Below are 22,704 nucleotides of genomic sequence, written 5' to 3'. Positions count from 1 at the left end.
AGTCTCGCGCGGGTCGCACGGTTCCTGCACGCGGCTGCGCGCGCCATGCGCATAAAAATGCCCTCCACCTTCCTCTAGGTTGCGTGCCGGCAACGGAGGAGACGGCGATGCGAGGCTTGGGTCTGACGATGGCGGCGGGACTCGCGCTGGCGGGCTGCACCACGGCGCGAACCGAGCCGCAGTCGGCAGCTGCAGCGGCGGCGCTCCCGGAATGTACCTCCGGGGCGGTGGGCACACGGCAGACCGCGGCGATCGGCGGCAGCGAAATGGCATACCGCGTCTGTGCCGGTACGCTGGCGGTGCGCGACGCAGCGGGGGTGCTGCTCGCCGAGCTTTTCTACACCGCCTATCTTGCGACCCCGAAAGCCGGGCACACGCGGCCGATCAGCTTCGTCTGGAACGGCGGACCCGGCGCGGATTCGCGGTTGCTGCATTTTCACGCGCTGGGCCCGAAGACGCTCGAGGACGGTGCGCTTGCGGACAATTCCGCCAGCCCGCTCGCCGCGAGCGACCTGGTATTCCTCGACCCGGCGGGAACAGGCTTCAGCCGTCCGGCGTCCGATGCCGCCGCCGCCCGGCTCTATTCGACGACGGGCGATCTCGCCGCGACAGCTGCCTTCATCCGCGCCTTCCGTGAGGCCTATGGCCGCGCGGCGGCGCCGCTCTATCTGATCGGTGAGAGCTTCGGCACCTGGCGCGCCGCCGGAGTGGCCGAAATGCTGATCGACGACGGCGTTGACGTGGCGGGCATGGCGCTGATCTCGGGCGGGATCCCCTTGGGCGAGGAGAGCGACCGGCCGCTGATGCGCGCACTTTCGCTGCCCAATCGCACCGCGACGGCGCTCGCGCTCGGCCGGCTCGACCCGGCGCTGCAGGCGGAGCCCGAAGCGACGCTGGCAGCGGCCGAACGCTGGGCCCGCGCGGTCTGGTATCCGGCGCTGCGCGATCCGGCGGCGCTTTCGAGCGACGCGCGGGCCGAAGTGATCGCGGGGCTGGCGCGCTATCACGGCCTGCCGCCCGAGCGAATCGATGCCGAGACGCTGTGGATCTCGCCGCGCGACTTTCGTACCGGCCTCCTCGCCGAACGCGGTGTGACGCTCGACATCTTCGACATGCGCGAGACGCGCGCGGAGGATGCGGCCGCGCAAGCGGCGGAGGAGCGCGCGGTGATCGCCTATTACCGTGAGACGCTGGGGGTTCGCGACGGCGCCTATGCCGGGATCGAAGTCGATCCGCTGCCGGTGGGCGCGGATTGGGGCTATGATCAGGCGCCGATCACCGAGGAATCGCTCGCCCGTGCAATCGCGGGAGAGGGGCCGCCCAGCCCGTCGCAACCCTGGACGCTGCGCGCGATGCGGAAGGCGCCGGCGCTTCGGACCTGGGTCGCCGCGGGGCTGTACGATTCGCTGAACAGCTGCGCCGCGAACGCTGCGACGGTTGCGGCATTGCCGGCGGATATTGCGGCGCGCATCACGCTGCGCTGCTATCCTGGCGGACATATGATGTACGACGCCGAAGGGCAGGCCGAACGATTCGGCAGCGAACTCTCGGCGTTTCTGGCCCCCGAGAGCTCCGATCCGTGAACCGACTAGCCGGATGATGCAGCAATGCGCCGATTTACTTCGTGACGCATCATTCATGCCGAGAGCCACCTTATCGGTAGAATATTCGCAACGATATCTCCCGAGGTCCGGCTATCGTGGTTGGTGCCGGACCCGGGGGTGCGGCAGGGCGACAATACGAGCGCGAAAGGGATAAGCGATGATCGACCGGGGGACGGGCAACTTCGGGCGCTGGATGGCATCGACGGCGTTGCTGACGCTGTTCGCGGGTGCCGCGCCGGCGCTGGCGCAGACCGCCGAGCCACTGCCGGCGCAGGCCGAACCGATCCCTGCGAGCGACGAGATCGTCGTGACCGGGTCGCGCATCCGCCGCGATCCTTCGGACGAGACGGCGCCGCGGCTCGTCGTCGACGAGCAGGTGGTCGAGGATCGCGGCTATCTGAACGCGGCTCAGGCACTCAACGAGCTCACTTCGAACTCGCCGCAGCTCGGCCAGGCCGATGCGAGCGGCGAATCGAGCGGGTCCGGACAGCAGTTCCCCAATTTGTTCGGGCTGGGTTCGGGGCGCACGCTGACGCTGGTCAACGGACGCCGCATGGTTACCAGTTCCTCGGGGCTCGGTGACGCGCAGGTCGACGCGAATATCATTCCGCTCGGGCTGCTCGAACGCGTCGAGGTAGTTCAGGGCGGCGGCGCTGCGGTCTATGGCTCTGATGCGATCGCAGGCGTCGTGAACTATGTTCTCAAGACCGACTTCGAAGGCATCGAGCTCGACGCGCAGAGCGGCATCTCGTCGCGCGGCGACTATGGCACCTACAGCCTGCGCGCCACCGTCGGCAGCAATTTCGGCGACGGTCGCGGCAACATCGCCGCCGATATCGGCTGGTCGCAGTCGCCGGTGCTGCGCTTCGCGGATCGGCCGCTGTCGAACCTCGCGCGGCTTACCGTCAGCAATCCGGACGACACCGGGCCGAACGACGGCATCCCTTCGGTTCGCGAGCTGCTCGAGGCGCATTTCTGGGAGTTCAACCGCAACGGCGTGATCTTCAACACGCCTGCGCCGTTCACGCGCTTCCTCACCAGTCTGAACGGTACCCCGCTCCAGTTCGGGGCCGATGGCACGCCGGTTCCCTTCGACCCGGGTACCAACGTCGGCATTCCCTTCGCGAGTGGTGGCGATGGCTTCCGCTACTCCGATCTGGTCGGGCTGCGGACCGGTGTCGAGCGCTTCACCGGGACGGTGATCGGCAGCTACGAACTGACCGACCGGATCCGCTTCTCGACCGAACTGCTCTATGCCCGCACCGAGGGCGAGGAGATCCCGCAGGGGCAGAGCCGGACGATCCTGAACTTCGGCACCTACGCCGGGCCGGTGATCTTCACGATCAACAATCCGTTCCTCACCGATCAGGCGCGGTCGATCCTCAGCGCCGCAAATCCCGGCTTCGGCGCCGGAGCGCCGCTGTTCCTCTCGAAATATTTCTACGATCTCACGCCCTCGAACACCCAGACGACCCGAACCGACACCTATCGCGCGGTCGCCGGGCTGGACGGCGACTTCGATCTGGGCTGGCGGAACTTCTACTGGTCGGTCTCGGGCAGCTATGCTCGGGTCGAGGGTGCGCAGCGCCGCTGGGAGGTCAGCAACGCGCGATACAACAACGCGATCAACGCGGTCCGCTCGGGCGGCTCGATCGTCTGTGCGATCAACGCCGACGCCAGCACCGCGAACGACGATCCCGCCTGCGCGCCGATCAATCCGTTCGGCGACGGCAACGTCAGTGCGGAGGCGCGCGACTATGTCAGCGTTCGCGCCGGTCTCGACTATGTGAACGAGCAGGTCGACCTGCTCGCCACGCTGGGCGGCGACGTGGTGATGCTGCCGGGCGGAACGGCCAAGTTCAGCATCGCCTATGAGCATCGCGACGAGAGCGTCGCCTTCACTCCGCTCGAAGCCAACCAGCAAGGCCTGTTCGCCGGCGGCACGCGCGAGCAGCCGCAATCGGGCGGCTATAATACCGACGAGCTTTCCGGCGAACTGCTGATCCCGATCGTCGGGCGCGACATGGGCGTGCCGCTGATCCGCACGCTCGAGCTGAGCGCTGCCGGCCGTCTGGTCGACAATTCGATTGCGGGCAGCGAGAATGTCTGGGATCTCGGCCTGCGCTGGCAGCCCGTCGACGGCGTGACGCTGCGCGGATCGCGCAGCCGCAACTTCCGCGCGCCGACGCTGGCACAGCTGTTCACGCCGGCGAGCGACACGCTCGGTGCGGTCGGACGCGACCCCTGCGATGCCGACCGGATCACCAGCGGTCCCAACCCCGAGGTGCGCTACGCCAACTGCCTTGCCGCGTTCGAAGCCAATCCGGGCTACGGCGTCGAGGCCGACGGCACCAACGCCGGGCTCAGCGCGGCGCAGCGGCTCGCGAACTTCCAGGATCCCGCCGAGAACTTCAACCGCGCAACGATCACGGCCGGCGGCAACGCCGATCTGCGCAACGAGATCTCGGACACCTGGACCTATGGCATCGTGCTCCAGCCGGCGTTCGTGCCGGGGTTGACGATCAGTGCCGATCGCATCGAGATCGACCTGGAGGACGGACTCTCGCCGTTCACGACCGAGGATTTCACGGCCGCCTGCTACGACAATACCGATCCCGATCCGGCGGTCTGCGATGCCTTTACTCGGCTCGCCGCGTCGGACGGCGTGAGCCCCGGCGGCACGATCGTGACGGGCACGACGACGACCTTCAATGCCGGCGTCGTCCGCTATCGCGGCGAAGTCTATATGATCGACTATCGCTTCGAACCGGGCAATCTCGGCCAGTTCGGCATCCGCCTTTCGGCCACGCACAACGACCTGCTGACCACTTCGGTGACCGGCGAGACCTTCACCCGGACCGACAACACCTATCTGAAGCCTGAGTGGGAAGGGAAGCTCAACATCGATTATGCGAGCGGACCGTTCCGGCTCAGCTACCAAGCCTATTATCTCGACGAGACCAAGGCCGCTGCCGATGCGACGATCGAGAATAATCCGAACCCGATCCTCGACAGCAACCTGACGCACAGCATCTCGGCGCAGGTCGATGCCGGCGCGATGACCTTCCGCGCCGGGGTGGACAACTTCACCGACGAGGAGCCGTCGTACCCGCAGATCGCCTATGGCGACATTCTTGGCCGGCGCTTTTGGGTCGGCGCCAAGCTGCGGTTCCGCTGAGCCGGGCCGAAATGCACGCGCGTCGCACCGCGCGGCGCGCGTGCCTGGCTTCTTTCGGCGGGAATTATCTATGCAAACCGATGTCTTGCGGCAGGATCTTGGAATAAAATGGCCGTTCCCCGCGAGCTAGAGGCGCATCCGGGCTCAGCGGTTCCGGAGGAGTGCAACAGCATGGCGCAGGGTCACGAGAGCCCCGGACGCGCTTCGTACGCGCAATGGGTGCGACGGGTGATCGCCCGCGTGCGCTCGGACCGGCAGCTGCTGGTGAGCCTGTTCGAAAGCTCGGTTCCCGAGCCGACTGGGCTGATGCGCGAGCTGCTGCTGGAAGGCTTCGGCGAGCCGATCACGTCGCGCTACACCAGCGCCTTTTCGGACGGCAATCCGTTCGTCGTACAGCATCTGGCCGACCGCTATGGCCTCACGTCCGAGCATATCCTGTGCACGACCGGGGCGACCGGCGCATTGTCGCTGCTATACCGCGCGCTCGTGAAGCCGGGCGAGCGGGTCCTGATCGAAAATCCCTGCTTCGACGTATTCCACACGCTTGCCCATGCGCATGGGCTGGGCGTCGACCGCTTCGAACGGCGCGGCGAGGGCTTCACGATCGATCCCGACGAAGTGGCGGCGGCGATCGGGCCCAAGACCCGCGTGGTCGTGCTGTCGAATCTCCACAATCCCTCGGGTATGCCGGTTTCCACCGAGACGCTGACGGCGATCGGCCGGATCGCCGAAGCACGCGGGTTTACGGTGATCGTCGATGAAGTCTACGGCCGCTATGCGGACGTGGAGACGCGGCCCGGGCCCGCCGCGCATCTGTCGCCCAGCATCATCTCGGTCAACAGCCTGACCAAGATTTTCGGGCTCAGTACGTTGCGCTGCGGCTGGATCGTCGGCGATCCGTCGGTGATGCGGACGGTTCGCGCGCTGCACGATGAGGTCGAGTTCGGCATTTCCAATCTGGCGCATGCGATGGCGGCGCTGGTGCTCGAGCGCAGCGACCGCTTCCTGCGCTACTCGAACGAGGTGCTCCAGAAGGCGCGGCCGATCATCGACGCGTACCACGCGCACTGGGTCGATCGGGGCCTCGTTTCGGGCGCGCTTCCGGCGGCGGGCTGCGTGGCGTTTCCGCGTCTCGTGGGGATCGACGATACGATCGCCTTTTCGGAATGGCTTGCCGATCGCGGCGGCGTCGTGGTGGCGCCGGGCGAGTATTTCGGGCGGGCGGGGCATATTCGCCTCGGCTTCGGAATCGCGCCCGGAAAGCTCGATTACGGGCTACAGGCGCTTACCGACGGGTTGACGAGTTGGCACGAGCTGCCGCCCGCGCGCAGGGAAGTCCCCGCAGCGGCGAAATGAAGAGGGAAGGGATGCGATGAACGGCGGCGGACGCGCGAAACCGGGCTTCTGGCTCCCGCTGTTGGCGATTGCGCTTGCCGCCGCCCCCGCTGCCGCGCAGACCCAGCCGCTCGTCCGATCCGATCGGTCGGTCGCGACCGGGCAGGGGCCGGTGACGGCGACGACCGAGATGGGGCTGGTGGCGATCGAAAGCGCGCCGGGCGTTCGCGACGCGACCGCCGGCTATCTTTCCTACAGCCTCGCCGACGCGCCTTCCGAGCGGCCGGTGCTGTTCATCTTCAACGGCGGCCCCGGTGCGTCGGCCTCCTATCTGCATATGGGCGCGCTGGGTCCGGTTCGTGCCCGGGTGCCGCAGGATCCGCGGGCGCCGCTGCCCGATGCCGCGGCGATCGAAAACGATCCGCAGACGCTGCTCGACCTCGCCGATCTGGTGTTCATCGACCCGCCCGGCACCGGCTTTTCCGAGCGGGCGCCGGATGCGGACAGCAGCTTCTACAATTCGGTATCGGGCGATGCCGACGCCGCGGCCCAGCTGGTCGCGCAGTGGCTCGATGCGCATGGCCGCGCCACGGCACCGGTCTTCCTGCTCGGTGAAAGCTATGGCACGATCCGTGCCGTCGCGATGCTCGATGCGCTGGCGGAGCGCCGACCCGAATTGCGAGTGGAAGGCGTGGTGCTGCTCGGTCAGGCGCTGAACATGATCGAAACCTCGCAGCGGCCCGACAACATCCTGAGCTATGCCGTCTCGCTGCCCAGCCTGGCGGCGATCGCCTGCTATCACGGCAAGGCCGTGCAGCCGTGCGAGCCCGGTGCGATCAGCCGCACGGCCGCCCGGTTCGCCGGTACCGACTATCTGCGCGCGCTGTTCCAGGGGAGCGCGATCGCCGCCGACGATAAGCGCCGCATGGCGGAACGGCTCGAGCAACTGAGCGGCATTTCGGCGGACTATTATCTCGCCAATGATCTGCGGATCAGCAAGGAGCGGTTCCGCGTCGAGCTGCTGCGCGACGAAGGTCTCGTCGTCGGCCGCTACGACGCGCGCTATGTGGCGCCGCGCCCCGCCGATGCCGGCGCCGTGGTCGGCCCCGACGCCTTCTCGGCGGTTTCCGCGCTCTACGAAGGGGCGATGCGCGCCTATCTAGCCCGCGATCTGGGGCTAGCCGATGCCGATGCCTATGTGATCGCCATTCCCGAAGGCAGTTGGGCCTATGGCGGCGGCGACACGCCTTTTGCCGACTGGCCGTTCATGGAGAGCGTCGAACGCGCGATGGCGCGCGAGCCGGCTCTGCGGCTGTTCGTCGGCACCGGCATCTTCGATCTGACGACGACGATCGGCGCGGCGGACTATCTGATCGCCCAGTCGAGCATCGCGCCCGACCGGTACCGGCTCGAACGCTATCCCGCGGGCCACGTCGCCTATTCGGACGACGCGAGCTGGCGCAAGCTGGTCGGCGACCTGCGTTCGTTCCTGACTGCTGCTGCACCGCATGACTGAGCCCAGCGTGCCCGAAGGCGATTCGCGGCTGGTTCGGGGCATTGATCTGTGGGGGGTCGTGTCGCTGGGGCTCGGCACCGCGGTCGGCGTTTCGATCTTCTCGGCGATCGCGCCCGCGACCGCGCTCGCGGGCCCGGCGATGCTGGTTTCGGTGCTGATCGCGGCCTTTCCGATGTATCTGATCGCGATCAGCTATGCCTTCCTCGGCTCGGCGGTGCCGGTTTCGGGCGCGTCGTTCGTATGGCCGTCGCGGTTCCTGCATCCCGCGCTCGGCTTCTTCATCGCCTGGATGCGGATCATCGCGAACATGGGCGCGCTGGTCGTGCTCGCGCTGGTGCTGGTGCGCTATCTGTCGACGGTCGTGCCGCTGCCCACACGCCCGGCGATGTTCGCGCTGCTGCTGCTGGCGCTGCTCGCCAACCTGTTCGGAGTGCGGACCGCGGCGCGCCTCCAGACGTGGCTGATGGCGTTTCTGCTGCTGCTGTTCCTCGTCTATGTCCTGTGGGGCGGCGCGACTGCGTTCGATCCGGCTGCGTTCACGCCGCTCGCGCCCGAGGGCGTTTCGGGCGTGCTCGCCGCCGCGCCGTTGCTGATGGGCCTGTTCTTCGGCATCGAGGCGGCAACCGAGGCGGGCGCCGAAGTCGCCGACAGCCGGCGCACGATCCCGCTGGGAATCGCGATCGCGATCGGCTCGGCTACGGCGCTGTACCTTGCGGTGGGAATCGTCACGCTGGGCGTGCTCGGTCCCGAGGCGCTGGCGACGAGCGAGGCGCCGATCCTCGATGCGGCGCAGCGGTTCATGGATCTGCTCGGCGCGCCGCTGATCGTCTGGGCGGCGGTGGCCGCGATCGGCACCAGCATCAATGCGATCTTCACCCTATTCAGCCGCAGCCTCTTCGCGATGGCCGAGGCCGGGCTGATGCCCGGCGCGCTCGCCCGCGTGCATCCGCGCTGGAAAGTGCCGCACATCGCGCTGCTTGCCGTCTTCGCGATCGGCTGCGTCGGGCTGTTCCTGCCGATGGAGCTGACTTTTCTGTTTCTCGCCGTGAACATCCCCAACCTGGTGAAATACGGCAGCATCTGTCTTGCCGCCGCGCAGGTCGTGCGGAAGCATCCGGATCTCTACGAGAATGCCGGTTTCCGTTTCTCGCGGCGCAAGATGCTCGTCCTCGCCTATACCGGGGCGCTTTGTGCGGCCGGGCTGGTGTTCGTCGGGATCGAGGCAGACTGGCGGCCCTATGCGCTGCTGATCGGCTGGGGCCTGTTGGGCGCCCTCTATTACTTCTTCCGCAGGCGGTGAAAGAAAGAGGCCGGCGCCGCTGGTGCGGCGCCGGCCATCCCGTGGTGCGACCCAGGGGTTATCGGTGAATTCCGTCGTGATCGTGCGGCGCGGCAGGCTCGTCATCGGCGGGACGAGGCGCGGGCGGCAGCGTCACCTCGGGAGGCGCTGCGAAGGGGGCGACGCCCACTCGCTCCCAGATTTCCGAGGGGAAGTAGAAGGCGCCGTCCTTCGCGACCATGCGGATCCGGTGCAGCGCCCGCAGGTCTTCGAGCGGATTGCCGTCGATCAGCAGAAAGTCGGCCAGCTTGCCGCCCTCGACGCTTCCCAGGCGCTGGTCGCGGCCGAGATAGCGTTCGGCGCCGAGCGTGGCGATGCGCAGTACGTCCGCGGGCGGAATGCCGGCCTCGCCATAGAGTTGCAGTTCGCGGTGCAGCGACAGTCCGGTCGCGTCGTCGGTACCGGGCAATAGCGTCACGCCGCGCGCGTGGAGCTTTTGCAGCAGCGCCTTGATCGATTCGAAGGCGCCGCGATAGGCCGCGTCGTCAGCCGCGCTCTCGATCGGCGCGATGCCCTGGCGGCGGCGGCGCTGGAGGCCGATCGGCAAATGGTCGATATAGCTGGCGACGGCCGGACTGACCGCTCCGTCGCGGCTGAGCATGAGCAGCTCCAGCGTCACTGCGGTCGGATCGAGCGCGATGTCGCGCTCGGCCATCGCATCGATCGTGCGGCGAACCTCTGGCGCCTCAAAATCTAGCCCGGCGGTGCGGCGCATCGCGGTGAGGCGCAACGGCGTGCGCGTGTCTTCGTCGGGCCGCAGCACCCAGCCGAGCATCAGCTGGTTGACGTGAGTCACTTCGTCATAGCCGGCGGAGATCATGCTGTCGGCGTTGGTGAAGGCGGGGATGTGCCCGGTCACGCCCATGCCGAGCCTGCGCGCCTCGCGGACGATCGCCGGCACCCACACGGGATTCATGCTGTTGTAGATCTTGATCTGCCAATAGCCGCGCGCGGCGTACCAGCGCACCGCCTCCACCGCCGCCGCCTCGCTGTCGACGATGATGCCGTTGCGCGAGCTGTAGTCGCTGCGCCCTTCGAGGAAGCCGTTGCGGACGATCCGCGGGCCGACGATCTCGCCCGCGTCGATCCGCCGCGTGAGGTCGAGCAGGAAGCCATTGTCGTTGCCCATGTCGCGCACCGACGTGACGCCCGAGGCGATGTAGAGCAGCGCCGATTGCAGCGAGACATGGGCGTGCATGTCGTGCAGCCCGGGCACCACGATCCCGCCCGCGCCGTCGATCACGACTTCGCCCGGGGTGGTCGGACTGTCGAGCGGTTCGACCGCGGCGATCCGATCGCGGAACACCAGCACCGACACGGGCTCGCCGAGCATGCCGGACGCGGGATCGAACACCCGCACGTCGCGCAGCCGCACCGGTGCGTCGAAGCGATGCTCGACTTCGCGCTGAATGGCTTCGAAGCGCGCGCTCGTCCGCTCCGTCGCGATCCGCTGCAGCTCGGGTGCCGCCTCGGCATGTCCCTCGCGCACTGTTACGCCGCGCGGCGAGAGCGTGGCGAAGAGCGCGCCGTCGGCGTCGAGCAGCACCATCTCGGGCGACAGATCGACGCCGGTGATCAGATAGGCGGAGTAGCTGCCGCCGCCGGGTAGATGCACCGGATCCATCGGTTCCAGCGCGAGCGCGCCGCCCGGCAGTGCCTCGATCCGCCGATCTGCGTCGGCCAGTAACGCGCGCGCATAGAGCCCCAAAGCCCAGGGACTGGCGTTCTGCGCGATGTAGAGGCGACCGCCGCCATCGGGCGCTTCCTGGCTTCCGGTGGAATCGGTCCAGCGCGCCACTCCGCCGCCGGCGACGAAGCGTTCGTCGACTTCGCTGCCGAACGTTGCGGTCCCGCTGATCGTCCACGCCACCGGCAGCCCCTCCGGACCGAGCCGGATCGTCTCGTCGGTGGTGGGGCCGCGCCCGTTGTTCTTCACGTCGTAGTGAACGGCCACGGTCTCGCCGGTCCGTTCGGCTTCGAGGAAGCCGACCTGCTCGCCATTGGCGATCACCACCATCCGCTCGGTCTGCGCCAGCGCCGGCGCGGCGGCGGACAGCGCGAGCAGGGCGAGGGCGGGGCGCCATCCCGGTCGCATCATATCGCTTCGCAATTCTGATAGAGGTGCGCGGCCGCGGCGAGATCCTGTACGGCATGGCCGAGCGACTTGTAGAGCGTGATTTCCTCCGCGCTGCGCCGTCCCTCGATCCGGCCGAGCAGAACTTCGCCGATTTCGCCGACGATGTGTGCGTCGGTCACTGCGCCTTCTTCCCGCGCGACGAGGAACTCAGCGGCTGCGTCCAGCGCGGAGGCGCGGCTGTCGGCGATATAGCGTGCGCGCGCCACCAGCGCGGTGTCGACCTCGACCGGGCCCGGCCCGCTCGATCCGACCAGATTGACGTGGGTGCCCGGCCGCACCCACTCGCCCAGCAGCACCGGCTCGCGCGCTCCGGTGAGCGTGCAGATCACGTCGGCCTGCCCCGCGGCCGCGGGAAGGTCGACCGCCGCTTCGGCGGGCAGACCCAGCGATGCGCGCGCCTCTTCGGCGAGCGCCCGCGCCTTCGCCGGGTCGCGTCCCCAGATCAGGATGCGGTCGAAGGTGCGGACCAGCGGCAGCGCATGAAGATGGGTGCGCGCCTGGCCGCCGGTCCCGATCAGCAGCAGCGTCGCGGCGTCGGCCTTGGCGAGCGCATCAGTGGCGACCGCAGTGGCCGCGGCGGTGCGGATGTGCGTGATCTGTTCGGCGTCGGCGATGCAAACCGGGCGGCCCTCCTCCGGCTCGAACAGCAGGACGAGCCCCCGATGACGGCGCGTGCCGGCATGATCGGGGTCGGCGAACACGCTGATTATCTTGGCGCCGAACATGTCGGCGTCGCCCAGCGCGCCGGGCATCTGTGCGAAGGTGCGGCCTTCGCCCATGTGGATCATCGTGCGGAGCAACTGGCGTGTCGTTCCGGCGGACAGCGCCTGCATCGCGATCCGGACTACGGCGATGCAGCTGCGATAATCCAGGTTGTTCCGGACCGCCGCACCATCGAAAATCGTCAACTCGTCGCGCCGCACGGCCGTTCCTTTTGCCCTTCCGCCTCCATTCTAGGCGCAGGGCAGGGGCAGATGGTTGTCGATTTCCGATAGGGGGCTTAGGATTGTGCATCAGCTATACGAAAAGACGTTACCGGGAGCATAGAAATGGCCGCTGAACTCGACCGGCTCGATTTGAAGATCCTCGACCGCCTGCAAATCGACGCATCGGAATCGTCGAGCGAGATCGCCGATCGAGTGGGGCTGTCCCAGTCGCCCTGCTGGCGCCGCATGCAGCGGCTGAAGGACGAGGGCTATATCAAGGAACAGGTCGCGATCCTCGACCGCGAGAAGTTCGGCGAGAGCATGTACATCTTCGCCCAGCTGAAGATGTCGCGGCTCAGCGACGAGGCGCGCGATTCGTTCATCCGCGCGATCGAGGAGATTCCGGAGATCACTGAAGCCTATACGTTGTTCGGCGAGATGGACGTGATGATCAAGGTGCTCGCGCCCAACATCGGCTGGTATCAGAATTTCACCTTCCGTACGCTGCTGCGCCTCCCCGGCGTCGAGGACATCCGCTCGACCGCGACGCTTTCGGAAATGAAGTGCACGCATCGTCTTCCGCTTCCGCGCGCATAGATGATGCATGTCGGGCGCGTTGGCCCGCGTCTGCGCAATCGTTAGCCGATCGCGCCTCGCTACACTGGATCGACGCGAGGGAGGCGAGGGCATGATGCGAAGCGGACGAATGCTCCTGTTGGCGCTGTTGCTCGGCTTGTGGGGAGCGGCCGGCGCGGCCGCGGAGCCCGGGCCGCCGCTGTTCGCGGTGACGCTCGCGCCGGCAGCGCCCGATGCCGATGGCGCGGTCCGCGCTATCGACGTGACGCTGGAGATCGACGGGATCGCGGCGGCGGCGGGGGCTCCGATGCTGCGCCTGCCGATCGTCGCCAACACCGTTGAGACCGCGGCCGACCGGATCGAGGGCCTGCGCTTCCGAGACGCGCAGGGCGCCTTCGAGGCACCGACCCGCGACGTCGCGCAGGACGACGCGAACCGCGACCGGCTCTGGCTTGCGCCGCGAGCGATCTCGGGCGCGCTCCGCGTCGCGTATCGCGTTCCGATCGACCCGGCGCGGCCGCCGCTTGCCGCTCCGCAATATGAGCTGCGGACAGAGGACGGCACGGTTTCGGGTGCTGCAACTGCCTTCCTGCTCCTGCCGCGGGATACGGTCGCGCGTCGCGTGCGGGTGCGCTGGGATCTGGCGGCGATGGGAAGCGGCGCGGTCGGCATCTCGAGCTTCGGAGTCGGCGATGTGGAGACGCGCGAGCGCTATCTCCCCGAGCGGTTGAACGGCGCCTATTACATGGCGGGCCGCCCCGGGCTGTTCCGGTCTTCGGACGGACGCTTCTTCGGCGCCTGGCAGGGAAAGCTGCCCTTTTCCGGCGAATCGCTGATGCGCTGGGCGGCCGAGCTCCAGTCCTTCTACGGCGATTTCTTCGACGAGCGACCCGAGCAATTCGGCGTATTCGGCCGCACCAATCGGCTCAATCCGGGAAGCGGCATCGGCCTGACCGACAGTTTCGCCTTCACCTTCAACGCCGAGTCGACCGAGGCGGATCTGCGCGGCCTGCTGGCACATGAGATGCTGCATGCATGGGTGCGCTCGCTGGGCGAGACGATGGACGCGCCGGGCGGGCTGGCTGCGTCCTGGTTCGGCGAAGGCCTGGCGGTGCATTATCAGCGGTTGCTGCCCTATCGCGCCGGGCTGATCTCGGCCGATGCATTCCTCGACGATCTCAACGCGACTGCGGGGCGCTACTATACCAACGCCCTGATCGGCACGCCGAATGCGGAAATCCCCGGCGGTTTCTGGCGCGATACGCGGATCCGCGTGCTGCCCTATGACCGCGGCTCGCTCTATTTCGCGAAAGTCGACGCGCAGATTCGCGTGGCTTCGGGCGGTGCGCGCTCGCTCGATGATATCGTGCGGGCGATGCTGGTGGCGCGCCGTGCCGGAGAGCCGATGGACCAGGCGCTTTGGGAACGGCTGCTCCACGCCGAACTCGGCGACGAAGGCCTAGCCGGCTTTCGCGCCATGCTCGCGGGCGAGGTGGTCATGCTGCCTCGCGGTGCGTTCGGACCGTGCTTCCGGCGCATCGAGCGGCCGCTGCGGCGGTTCGAGCTCGGGTTCGATCCCGAGACGCTTCTGGCGAATCCGCGACGGGTTCGCGGGCTGATCGCAGGGTCCAGCGCTGCGCAAGCCGGCCTGCGCGAAGGCGACGAGATCCTCAATCGCTTTCCGCAGGATGCGATGCAGGGCGATCAGGCGGCGGTGCTCACGCTGGAGATCCGCCGCAACGGCGAAACGCGCACGATCGCCTATCTGCCGCGCGGCGAAGCCGTGCTGGTCCCGCAATGGGAGCGCACCGGGGCGCCCGGTTGCGACGGCGGAACGCCTGTCGGCTAGCGCGGGGACCGAGCCGGCGCGCCGCCCCCGCCGGCTCGCCCGCTCAGTCGAGCATTTCCTGTCCGTCGCCCTGTTTGCGCGTGAGCAGGTGGTAGAGCGCCGGGATCACGAACAGCTGCATGATCGTCGCGGAGAACAGGCCGAAGATGATCATGAAGCACAGCGGCCGGTACATCGGATTGCCGATCGCCAGCGGGATGAGACCTGCCATGGTGGTGACCGAAGTGGTCAGGATCGGCCGCAGTCGCTCCGCCGCGCCCCGTGCCGCCGCCTGTGCCTTGTTGATGCCTTCGGCGAGCCGGCGGTTCATCGTGTCGACCATGACGATCCCGTCGTTGGCGACGATCCCGATCAGCGAGATCACCCCGATCATCGCGAAGAAGGAGAACTGCATCCCGAAGACGAAGAAGCCGAGGAACGATCCGATCAACGCCAGCGGCATGGTGGCGAGCAGGATGAACGCCTGCGGGAAGCTGTCGAACACGATCACCAGCACGCCGAAGACCATGATCAGTGCGATCACCAGCGCGATCCCGGCCGAGCCGAACGTCTCGGCGGTTTCCTCGGCCTCGCCTCCGATAGCGAAGCTGTAGCCTGAGGGCCATTCGCTCTGCAGCTCCTCCAGTTGCGGGCGGATTTCCTCGACGATCTCGGTCACCGGCCGCTCCCGATTACTGGCCAGAACGGTGAGCGCGCGACGGCCGCCCTCATGGGCGACGGAAAGCGCGGCTTCGCCCTGAACGGGGTCGAGCAGCGACAGCATCGGAATGCTCTCGCCTTCCGGCGTGAATGCGCGAACCAGGTCGAGCTCGTCGATGCGTCGGGGCCCACCCGGATCGCCCGCGCGGCTCGGCCAGTTCGTCCCCATGCGGATTTCGAGATCATCCTCGGGGCCCGGAATGGCATAGGTTCCGATCGTTTGCGCGCCGAGCGCGAACCGGGCCTGCGCGGCCAGATTCTGCTGCGAGATGCCGTAGAAGCTGAGCGCCTCGCGGTTCGGGCGCAGCGCGATCTCCGCGCTCAGATTGCCCAGATTGTCGCGGATGTTGGCCACGCCCTCGGTGCCTTGCAGCAGTCGCTGTACCTGTTGCGACATCTCCTGGAGCTGGTCCATATCCGGGCCCGAAAGCGTGATCTCGATTGGATCGCCGGTACTCGGCTGGTTGGTCTCCGGCACCACGAGCAGCGAGGCGCCGGCGACGTTGGCCGAGAGATATGCGTCGAGTTCCTCGCGCAGATCCTCCGCGATTTCATAGCCCGCGGCATCGCGTTCGCCGCGCTCTACGAACGTCGCGGAGAAGCCGATGAAATTCTCGCCTTCGGTGGGTTGCAGCCGCGATTCGGGCGATACGAGCGCGAACGGGCTCTTGCGGCCGGCAATCTTGATGACGCTGTCGAAATAGGGCTTCTCGCGCAGGATCTCGCCGACCGCGTCGGCGACGCGCTGCGTGTGATCGAGCTGGGTTGCCGGCGGCAGCTCGATATTGATCCCCAGCCGCTCGCCATCGGTCTTCGGGTATAGCACGGTCGGAATCTGCGAAAAGGCGAGGAGCGCCAGGACGAACCCAGCCGCCGCGCCGCCTACCCAGGTCCAGGCGTGCTTGCGGCTGTCCACCACCTTGTCGCAGATGAAGCGATTGAGCCAATGCGCCGCCTTTTCGGTGAGCACATCGGCCCGGTTCTTCTTCTCTTCCGCCTGATGGCGCGCGACCGGACCGAGCAGATATCGCGACAGCGGCACGGCCGCGAGCAGGGCGACGATGAACGCGATGACGAGGCACGTGATCGCCGTGACCGGCAGGACGCGGATGAACTTGCCCGCCACGCCGCCGATCGCCATCAGCGGCGCCATCGCGAGGATCGTGGTCAGCTGCCCGGCGAAGGCCGGCATCGCATAGTTGCCGATCGTCGCCAGCGCGGCCTGGCCGAAGCTCTTCTTCTGCACATAAATCTCGTCGTGCATGCCTTCCATCATCAGGATGAAGACGTCGACCATCAGGCCGAGCGCCAGCACCATGCCGATGATCACCAGCTCGTTGAGCGAATAGCCGAGCAACAGAATGACGATCAGCGCGCCCGCGAAGGTCACCGGGATGGCGAGTCCGGCGATTAGTCCTTCGCGCCAGGTGAGCACGAGAAACAGGATCACGAACACCGCCGCCATCGCCTGGAGCCCGTTGACGAAGACGTCGCTCAGCGACTCGCGGATCTGATCGGCGTCGTTCTGGACGATGTCGTAGCGCACCCCTTCCTCCCAGACGGGGCTCTCTTCCATCGCCTGCAGTTCCTCGCGGATCGCGCCGATCGTCTCGATCGTGTCCGCTCCCGGGGTCTTGCGCACCGAGACTTCGATCGAGCTGCGATAGGGCTCGCCGCCGTCGCTGTAGGCGGTGGTCGAATCCTCCGCCTCCAGCGTGCGCTGGACGACCGCCACCTCGTCCAGCCGGACGGGCGGCCCGGCGCGGTCGCCGCCCGCACGGCGCACGGGCAGCGACCGTAGATCGTCGACATCGCGGAACTGGCCCTCCAGCCGCACGACGGCGCCGATTTCCTCGCTGTCGATCTCGCCGAACGGCTGTTCGAGATTGGCCGTGCGGATCGCGTCCTGAACCTCGGTGGGAGAGAGGCCGAGCGCCAGCAGCCGCTCGGGCTGCAGCAGGATCTGGATGATCTCCTCGCGATTGCCGCCGAGCTCAGCCTCATTGACTCCGGGGATCGATTCGAGGCGCTCCTGCACCTCCTCGCCGAGGCGGCTCAGCGCCGCCGTGCCCGCGCCGCCATACATCGTGATCGTGATGATCGGTCGATCGTCGACCGAGATCTGCTCGACCTCCGGCGAGTCCGCCTCGGCGGGAAGCTGAGCCTCCGCAGTGCTGACGGCGGCGCGCAATCGCTGCATCGCGTCAGAGGCGCTCGCGCTCGCCTCGAACTCGACCATGATGATCGAATAGCTGTCGAATGACGAGCTGTTCACCGCTTTCACGCCGGAAAGCGTCGTGATCTCGTCCTCGATCTCGGTCGTGATCTGCTCCTCGATCGTCTCCGGATCGGCGCCCGGCCACTGGGTGGTGATCGTGGCCTGCGGGATTTCGAGGTCGGGCAGCGCCTCCTTGACCAGCTGGGTATAGGCCATGACCCCGCCGACGGTGAGCAGCAGCGTGAGCAGGATGCCGAAGGTCGTCTTGAGGAAGAAGAAGCGCTGGAATCGCGATGCTCCGCGCACTTCCTCGCTTTCCTGCGAGGCCTGCGCATCCGGGGCCGGTGCCGTCGACTCACTCATCGGCAGTATCGCGCGCGCCCAGCGGCTCGCGCCCGATCACCCGGACCAGATCGCCGTCGCTCAAGGCGCTCCTACCGTCGGTAACCACATATTCGCCGGTGCGCACTCCGGAGACGACCGCACGCACCTCGTTGCCGGTCAGTCCGAGCTCGACCGCGCGGCGCTCGACTCGCCGGGTCTCGGGATCGACGACATAGACGAAGGGCTCGCCCGAGGCGAAGCCGATCGCATCGAACGGAACCGCGGGCACTTCTTCGGCGCGCGGCCCGCGGATCCAGGCGGAGACGAATTCGCCATCCTGCAGCAGGCGCCCGCCGCTGGTGGTCCGGATCAGCGCCTCATAGGTCCGGCTCTCCGGATCGAGCGCGGGGCTGACGGCATAGACCCTGCCGAAGATGCGGAACTGATCGACCGGGATCGGCGGCGCATTGCCGGTGCTGCCGGCCTGCGCGGGCCGCTGGCGCGCGGCGGGCGCGGGAGCCTCGCTCGGCCGGATCAGCGCTTCGGACCCGGTATCGACTTCGCGGCTGGTGTAGGATGGAAGATCGACCGAAATCTCGTAGCTGGAGGGGTCGACGATCACGACCGGCACGGTATCGAGCGCGGTCTGCTCGTTCTGCGACTGGACGAGCTGCGGCGTGAAATAGCGCCCTTCCTCGATGTTGAGGCGCGCGATCACGCCCGAAATCGGAGCGACGATCCGCGATTCGGACGCCGTGACCTGCGCGACGTTGACCTGCGCCTGGGCGGCGTTCACCTGCGCACGGTTGGCGGCGAGCTGCGCCTGCGCTCGCGCATAGGCGGCGCGGGCCTGCTCCAGTTGCGCCTCGGCTTCGTCATATTCCTGCTGCGAGGCCGAGTTGAGTTCGAGCAGTGTGGCGAAACGGGCGAAGGTCTCCCGCGCCAGTTCCAGTGTCGCCGCAGCCTCGACCAGCGCCGCTTCCGCCACGCTGACCTGCGCGCGAGCATTGGCAAGATCGACGCGGGCGCCGGTCAGTTCGGCCTCGGTGCGATCGCGCTCGAGATAGGCGATGACCTGGCCCCGCCGGACCGGCCGGCCGACCTCGAGCCCGGGAGCGACATAGGCCACACGGCCGCTGTTCTGGAAGGTGAGGAATTCGCGCCGCGCCGCGCGCGCGGTTCCCTGCGCATAGACCCAGGATTGCACCGGCGCTTCCTGCACCTGGACGACCCGCACGCTCACCGCCGCGGTGGCGCTCTCGTTCGCTTCCTCTTCGTCGCTTCCGCCGCCGCAACCGGCGAGAAACAGCGCGAGCGCGGATATCAGATGCAGTCTCATTGCGGCAACGGCTCCGGTTGTGTGGGGGCGGGCGCGGCATCCTCGAACCCGCCGCCCAGGGCGAGATGCAGATCGATGCGGTTCTCCATCCGTGCCCGGCGCGCGGCGAGATAGGCGCTGCTCGCATCGAGCGCAGTCTGCTGGCTCTGCAGCACGGTGATGAACGGATCGAGCCCCGCCAGATAGCGATTGAACGAGATCGCCACGGCACTTTCCGCCGCTTCGGCCGCGGCTCCCAGCGCCAGTTGCCGGGTCGCGAGCTCTTCCTCGACGGCAAGCGCCGTCTCGACCTCCGACAGCGCCTGCAACACCGTTTCGGCATAGGCTTCGACTGCCTCGGCCTGCCGCCCTTCCGCCGCCTCGACCTGGGCGCGCAACCGTCCGCCCTGGAAGATCGGCTGGAGGATCGCGCCTGCAATGCTCCAGACGAAGAAATTCCCGTCGAGAAGGTTCGAAAGCTCGCTGCTGCTGGTGCCCGCCGACCCGGTGAGATTGATCCCGGGCAGCAGCGCGCGCTCGGCGGCCGCTTCGCGGTATCCGGCGGCGATCAGGTTCAGCCGCGCGGCGCGAATATCGGGTCGGCGCGCCAGCAGCCCGGCGGGAAGTCCGGCGGGCGGCGGCGGCGGAATCTCGGGAAGCGCATCGGCGGTCGCCACTTCGCCGTCGGGATAGGCGCGGATCAGCGCGTCGAACCCGCGGGTGGCGCGCTCGACTGCTTCGCGCCGCTGCGACAGACCTGCGCGCGCCTGATCGAGATTGGCGAAGGCGAGCGCCTTGTCGCCCGGCGCTGCCACTCCGACATCGACTCGATTGCCGACCTGGCGCGCGATTTCGGCCAGAGCCGCGACCATTGCGCGCGAGACTTCAACCTGCTGCCGCGCTTCGACCAGATTGAAATAGGATCGCGCCACCTGCGCCGCGATCGATTGCCGCACGGCTCGCAGATTCTCGGCGCTGGCGAGGAAATCGGCGCGCGCCGCCGCGCTCTGCGCGCTGATCCGGCCCCAGAGATCAAGTTCCCAGCTGACATTCGCATTCAGCGAGAAGCTGTCGGTAACGAAGCTCGCGACTTCATCTTCTCCGCCGCCATCGGGAGTTCCGCCACCGGGCGCCGTCGGCAGGATCTCACTGAAGCCGAGGCCCGCGAGGTTCTGGCGCTGGCGGGAAGCGTTGAAGCGGCCGCTGATCTGTGGATAGAGGTCGGCGCGCGCCACTCGCGCCTGCGCGCGCGCCTGTTCGACCCGCGCCACGGCCTGCAGGATCGAAGGGTTATGAACACCCGCCCGCTCGACATATTCGCTCAGGAGCGGGTCTTCGAAGCGGGTCCACCAGGCATCCACGATCGGCGCCGCATCTGCGGGCTCGGCCGCGACGAATCGCTCGCGCGGATCGGCGACGATCGCGCCGAGTTCCGGAGCCGCGGGCGTGCCGACCGTGCAGCCGCCGAGAAGCAGCGCGACGAGGAGGGCGGTCCGTCTCAGCATGGGCCCGGTCCGTTCTCCGCCAGATGATCGGCGGCCGCGCTCAGATGATCCGCGATGCTGCGATAGAAGTGCACCAGCGTGAGGACGCGCGCCTGCGCCGGGCCGCTCTCCATCGCCCGCGCACTTGCCGCGATGCGCTCGGCATTGCCGATCTGTCGGAGGGCGGTCTGGCGGATATAGTTGGCATAGGCGTCCTTCCGCACTGCGTAGAAGGCTTGCCTCTCGCGCGGCTTCGAGCGCTTCTCGACGATGCCGAGGCTCTCGAGCAGGCGCACGTTGGTGCTCACGCTGGCACGGCTGACCTGCAGAATCTCGGCGATCCGGCTGCCGGAGAGGGGCGATTCCTCGAGCACGAGCAGGGCGAGGAGCTGACCAGTGATCCGCGCGAGTCCGTCCGCCTCGAAGATGTGCCCCATTGCTTCGATGAAGCCACGCCTTGCAGCGTCGTTTTCCGGCATGGCGACCCCTGAACCACGACGCCGCCCCAGTGGCCGTCGCTTGTTTCAGTGCGTACGATACAGACTGAGATTTGTTCCTTCACAGCAGAACGTCGGGCGAGGGCCGCCCACCCGGCATCGGCATTGCGCCGCGGGGGGGCGAGCAGGCGGAGCCTCGCTTGCGCGCATTGCGGGGCAACGGGTCTGCAAAGCGATACGGCAAAGGTGCGCCGCAGAAGGGTGTCAGTCCGACGCCAAACGGAAGATGGCAAAGGGCGGCATGGACGTGTCGCAGGCGCGTAAGGGAAAGGTGCTTGGGGAGGGCGCAGCTGAAGCGGGTGCTGCGGAGGCGATTCCCGACGACGCAGCGCTCAAAGAGGTGGCGCCGGAACGCCAGGCGCCGGAGGGATCCTGCAGTAGAGCGGCGTCACACGATTAGGATCCGGGGCCGCTGCGTCCACCATCGCCCGAGGGGGGACGCACCTCGACCGGCTCGAGGCGCCAAACCGCTCCCGCAGCGTCGCCCACGGCATTGGTCAGCAGGTATATCGCGCCATTCGGCCCCTGCTCCACCTCGCGAATGCGCGTGTTGAGAGGGATGAACTGGGTCCCCGCAACCGCGCCGTTCTCCATGTCCACACGTTCGACTCCGCCGGCCGAGAGCGATCCAAACAGAATGTCGCCGCGCCAGTTGGGAAACAGGTCGCCGGTATAGACGATCATTCCTGACGGCGAGCGTACGGGGCTCCACACATGGATGGCGTCTGCAAACTCCGGCCGCTGCGTCGGATCCGGAATATCGACGCCGTTGTAGTTGATCCCCCAACTGACGACCGGCCAACCGTAGTTGGCGCCGGCGCGGACCTCGTTCAGCTCGTCGCCACCCAAGGGCCCCATTTCGGCCACCCACAGCGCGCCGGTCTCGGGGTGCACGGCCGCGGCCTCGATATTGCGGTGGCCGTAGGACCAGATTGCGCCCTCCGCATCGGACCGCCCCACGAAGGGGTTGTCCTGCGGTATGGAGCCATCCTCGTTCAGCCGCACGATCGCGCCGAGCGTGTTGGAGAGATCCTGTGCCGGGCCGAACTGGAAGCGTTCTCCCAGCGCGAAGAAGATCGTACCGTCCGGTGCGAAAGCGATGCGATTGCCGAAATGGTTCGGCCCCTCGATCTTCGGTTCCTGCCGCCAGATGACTTCAAACCCCTCGAGACGGTCATCGAGCAGACGCGCGCGCCCCAGCGCAGTTCCCGCGGAACCTGCAGGTCCGGGCTCGGCAAAGGACAAATAGATCATCCGGTTCTGTTCGAATGCCGGGTGAAGCGCCACGTCCATCAGTCCGCCCTGGCCCTGGGCATACACAGTCGGTGTACCTCCGATCGGGGCCGATACGGTGCCATCCTGTGCGACGATCACCAGATTCCCGGGTCTTTCAGTCACCAGAAGCCGACCGTCCGGCAGGAAGGCCATACCCCAGGGTGTGTCGAGACCCCGGGCGACCTCGACCACCGAGATGAATGCATCGCCTGTACTGACCGATTCCACTTGGTTTGCACGCTCGGGGGCCTGTGCGAAAGCCGGGCTTGCTGCTGCCGCAATGCAGAGCAGAGGCAGCGATCTGCGAGCATTGCTCATGAGGGCGCTTGTCATTGGTCCTGCTGTCCTTGGCCGGTGAGAGGCTGGCCGCGACCGACGCTCAGCTAGCCTGCTTTGGACCCAACCCCGCAGCGCTGTGACCGTTCCTTC

General features: G+C 67.5%; 14 protein-coding genes. 7 read left to right on the top strand and 7 right to left on the bottom strand.

The window, feature by feature from the left end; genetic code table 11:
• Positions 1-107: 107 nt before the first annotated feature.
• From H7V21_RS03255 to H7V21_RS03235, 5 genes are all read left to right on the top strand, one after another.
• Positions 108-1,583, top strand: coding sequence for a S10 family serine carboxypeptidase-like protein (locus tag H7V21_RS03255; RefSeq protein WP_262503986.1), 1,476 nt, complete (start codon positions 108-110; stop codon positions 1,581-1,583).
• Positions 1,584-1,761: 178 nt separating this feature from the next.
• Complete coding sequence (locus tag H7V21_RS03250) at positions 1,762-4,782, top strand: TonB-dependent receptor domain-containing protein (RefSeq protein ID WP_188055213.1); 3,021 nt, start codon at positions 1,762-1,764, stop codon at positions 4,780-4,782.
• Positions 4,783-4,953: 171 nt separating this feature from the next.
• On the top strand, positions 4,954-6,138 hold the full coding sequence (locus tag H7V21_RS03245; RefSeq protein ID WP_188055211.1) for a pyridoxal phosphate-dependent aminotransferase: 1,185 nt from the start codon (positions 4,954-4,956) through the stop codon (positions 6,136-6,138).
• A gap of 16 nt (positions 6,139-6,154) precedes the next feature.
• A complete protein-coding gene (locus H7V21_RS03240; RefSeq protein WP_188055208.1) occupies positions 6,155-7,633 on the top strand; it encodes a S10 family serine carboxypeptidase-like protein in 1,479 nt (492 codons plus the stop codon).
• Entirely contained in the window at positions 7,626-8,933 is a 1,308-nt protein-coding gene (locus H7V21_RS03235; RefSeq protein ID WP_188055206.1) for an APC family permease, read from the top strand. Before H7V21_RS03240 ends, H7V21_RS03235 begins: the two co-directional genes overlap by 8 nt.
• A 58-nt stretch (positions 8,934-8,991) precedes the next feature.
• On the opposite strand, the gene H7V21_RS03230 is transcribed toward H7V21_RS03235, so the two are convergent.
• Together H7V21_RS03230 and H7V21_RS03225 are read right to left on the bottom strand one after the other, a co-directional pair.
• Positions 8,992-11,070, bottom strand: a complete 2,079-nt coding sequence (locus tag H7V21_RS03230) for an amidohydrolase family protein (RefSeq protein ID WP_188055204.1) — start codon at positions 11,068-11,070, stop codon at positions 8,992-8,994.
• Positions 11,067-12,032: an ornithine cyclodeaminase family protein gene (locus H7V21_RS03225; protein ID WP_188055202.1), complete on the bottom strand. Its 966-nt coding sequence runs from the start codon at positions 12,030-12,032 to the stop codon at positions 11,067-11,069. Before H7V21_RS03225 ends, H7V21_RS03230 begins: the two co-directional genes overlap by 4 nt.
• Positions 12,033-12,158: 126 nt before the next feature.
• Between H7V21_RS03225 and H7V21_RS03220 the strand changes: the two genes are divergently transcribed.
• Positions 12,159-12,632 carry an Lrp/AsnC family transcriptional regulator gene (locus H7V21_RS03220; protein WP_188055200.1) on the top strand — a complete coding sequence of 158 codons (474 nt, stop codon included), beginning with the start codon at positions 12,159-12,161 and terminating at the stop codon, positions 12,630-12,632.
• 91 nt (positions 12,633-12,723) lie between these two features.
• A complete protein-coding gene (locus H7V21_RS03215; RefSeq protein ID WP_262503985.1) occupies positions 12,724-14,460 on the top strand; it encodes a peptidase M61 in 1,737 nt (578 codons plus the stop codon).
• A 43-nt stretch (positions 14,461-14,503) separates the two neighbouring features.
• On the opposite strand, the gene H7V21_RS03210 is transcribed toward H7V21_RS03215, so the two are convergent.
• From H7V21_RS03210 to H7V21_RS03190, 5 genes are all read right to left on the bottom strand, one after another.
• Entirely contained in the window at positions 14,504-17,740 is a 3,237-nt protein-coding gene (locus H7V21_RS03210) for an efflux RND transporter permease subunit (protein ID WP_188055198.1), read from the bottom strand.
• Positions 17,733-19,040: an efflux RND transporter periplasmic adaptor subunit gene (locus tag H7V21_RS03205; RefSeq protein ID WP_188055196.1), complete on the bottom strand. Its 1,308-nt coding sequence runs from the start codon at positions 19,038-19,040 to the stop codon at positions 17,733-17,735. The genes H7V21_RS03210 and H7V21_RS03205 overlap by 8 nt, the downstream gene beginning before the upstream one ends.
• Complete coding sequence (locus H7V21_RS03200) at positions 19,037-20,524, bottom strand: efflux transporter outer membrane subunit (protein WP_188055194.1); 1,488 nt, start codon at positions 20,522-20,524, stop codon at positions 19,037-19,039. The genes H7V21_RS03205 and H7V21_RS03200 overlap by 4 nt, the downstream gene beginning before the upstream one ends.
• Entirely contained in the window at positions 20,518-20,940 is a 423-nt protein-coding gene (locus H7V21_RS03195; protein ID WP_188055192.1) for a GbsR/MarR family transcriptional regulator, read from the bottom strand. The genes H7V21_RS03200 and H7V21_RS03195 overlap by 7 nt, the downstream gene beginning before the upstream one ends.
• A 456-nt stretch (positions 20,941-21,396) precedes the next feature.
• The gene (locus H7V21_RS03190; RefSeq protein WP_223177040.1) at positions 21,397-22,608 is read right to left on the bottom strand and encodes a PQQ-dependent sugar dehydrogenase; all 1,212 of its coding nucleotides are present in this window, start codon (positions 22,606-22,608) and stop codon (positions 21,397-21,399) included.
• Positions 22,609-22,704: the final 96 nt, after the last annotated feature.

Origin of the sequence: Sphingosinithalassobacter sp. CS137 (assembly GCF_014334115.1) — a bacterium.
Taxonomy (GTDB): domain Bacteria; phylum Pseudomonadota; class Alphaproteobacteria; order Sphingomonadales; family Sphingomonadaceae; genus Sphingomonas.
Note: the sequence above shows the minus strand (reverse complement) of the source record. Positions and strands in the feature narration are given on the sequence as shown.

Coding starts and splice junctions, on each gene's coding strand:
- H7V21_RS03255 (WP_262503986.1), top strand. CDS start 108: ATGCGAGGCTTGGGTCTGACGATGGCGGCGGGACTCGCGCTGGCGGGC.
- H7V21_RS03250 (WP_188055213.1), top strand. CDS start 1,762: ATGATCGACCGGGGGACGGGCAACTTCGGGCGCTGGATGGCATCGACG.
- H7V21_RS03245 (WP_188055211.1), top strand. CDS start 4,954: ATGGCGCAGGGTCACGAGAGCCCCGGACGCGCTTCGTACGCGCAATGG.
- H7V21_RS03240 (WP_188055208.1), top strand. CDS start 6,155: ATGAACGGCGGCGGACGCGCGAAACCGGGCTTCTGGCTCCCGCTGTTG.
- H7V21_RS03235 (WP_188055206.1), top strand. CDS start 7,626: ATGACTGAGCCCAGCGTGCCCGAAGGCGATTCGCGGCTGGTTCGGGGC.
- H7V21_RS03230 (WP_188055204.1), bottom strand. CDS start 11,070: ATGATGCGACCGGGATGGCGCCCCGCCCTCGCCCTGCTCGCGCTGTCC.
- H7V21_RS03220 (WP_188055200.1), top strand. CDS start 12,159: ATGGCCGCTGAACTCGACCGGCTCGATTTGAAGATCCTCGACCGCCTG.
- H7V21_RS03215 (WP_262503985.1), top strand. CDS start 12,724: ATGATGCGAAGCGGACGAATGCTCCTGTTGGCGCTGTTGCTCGGCTTG.
- H7V21_RS03210 (WP_188055198.1), bottom strand. CDS start 17,740: ATGAGTGAGTCGACGGCACCGGCCCCGGATGCGCAGGCCTCGCAGGAA.
- H7V21_RS03205 (WP_188055196.1), bottom strand. CDS start 19,040: ATGAGACTGCATCTGATATCCGCGCTCGCGCTGTTTCTCGCCGGTTGC.
- H7V21_RS03200 (WP_188055194.1), bottom strand. CDS start 20,524: ATGCTGAGACGGACCGCCCTCCTCGTCGCGCTGCTTCTCGGCGGCTGC.
- H7V21_RS03195 (WP_188055192.1), bottom strand. CDS start 20,940: ATGGGGCACATCTTCGAGGCGGACGGACTCGCGCGGATCACTGGTCAG.
- H7V21_RS03190 (WP_223177040.1), bottom strand. CDS start 22,608: ATGACAAGCGCCCTCATGAGCAATGCTCGCAGATCGCTGCCTCTGCTC.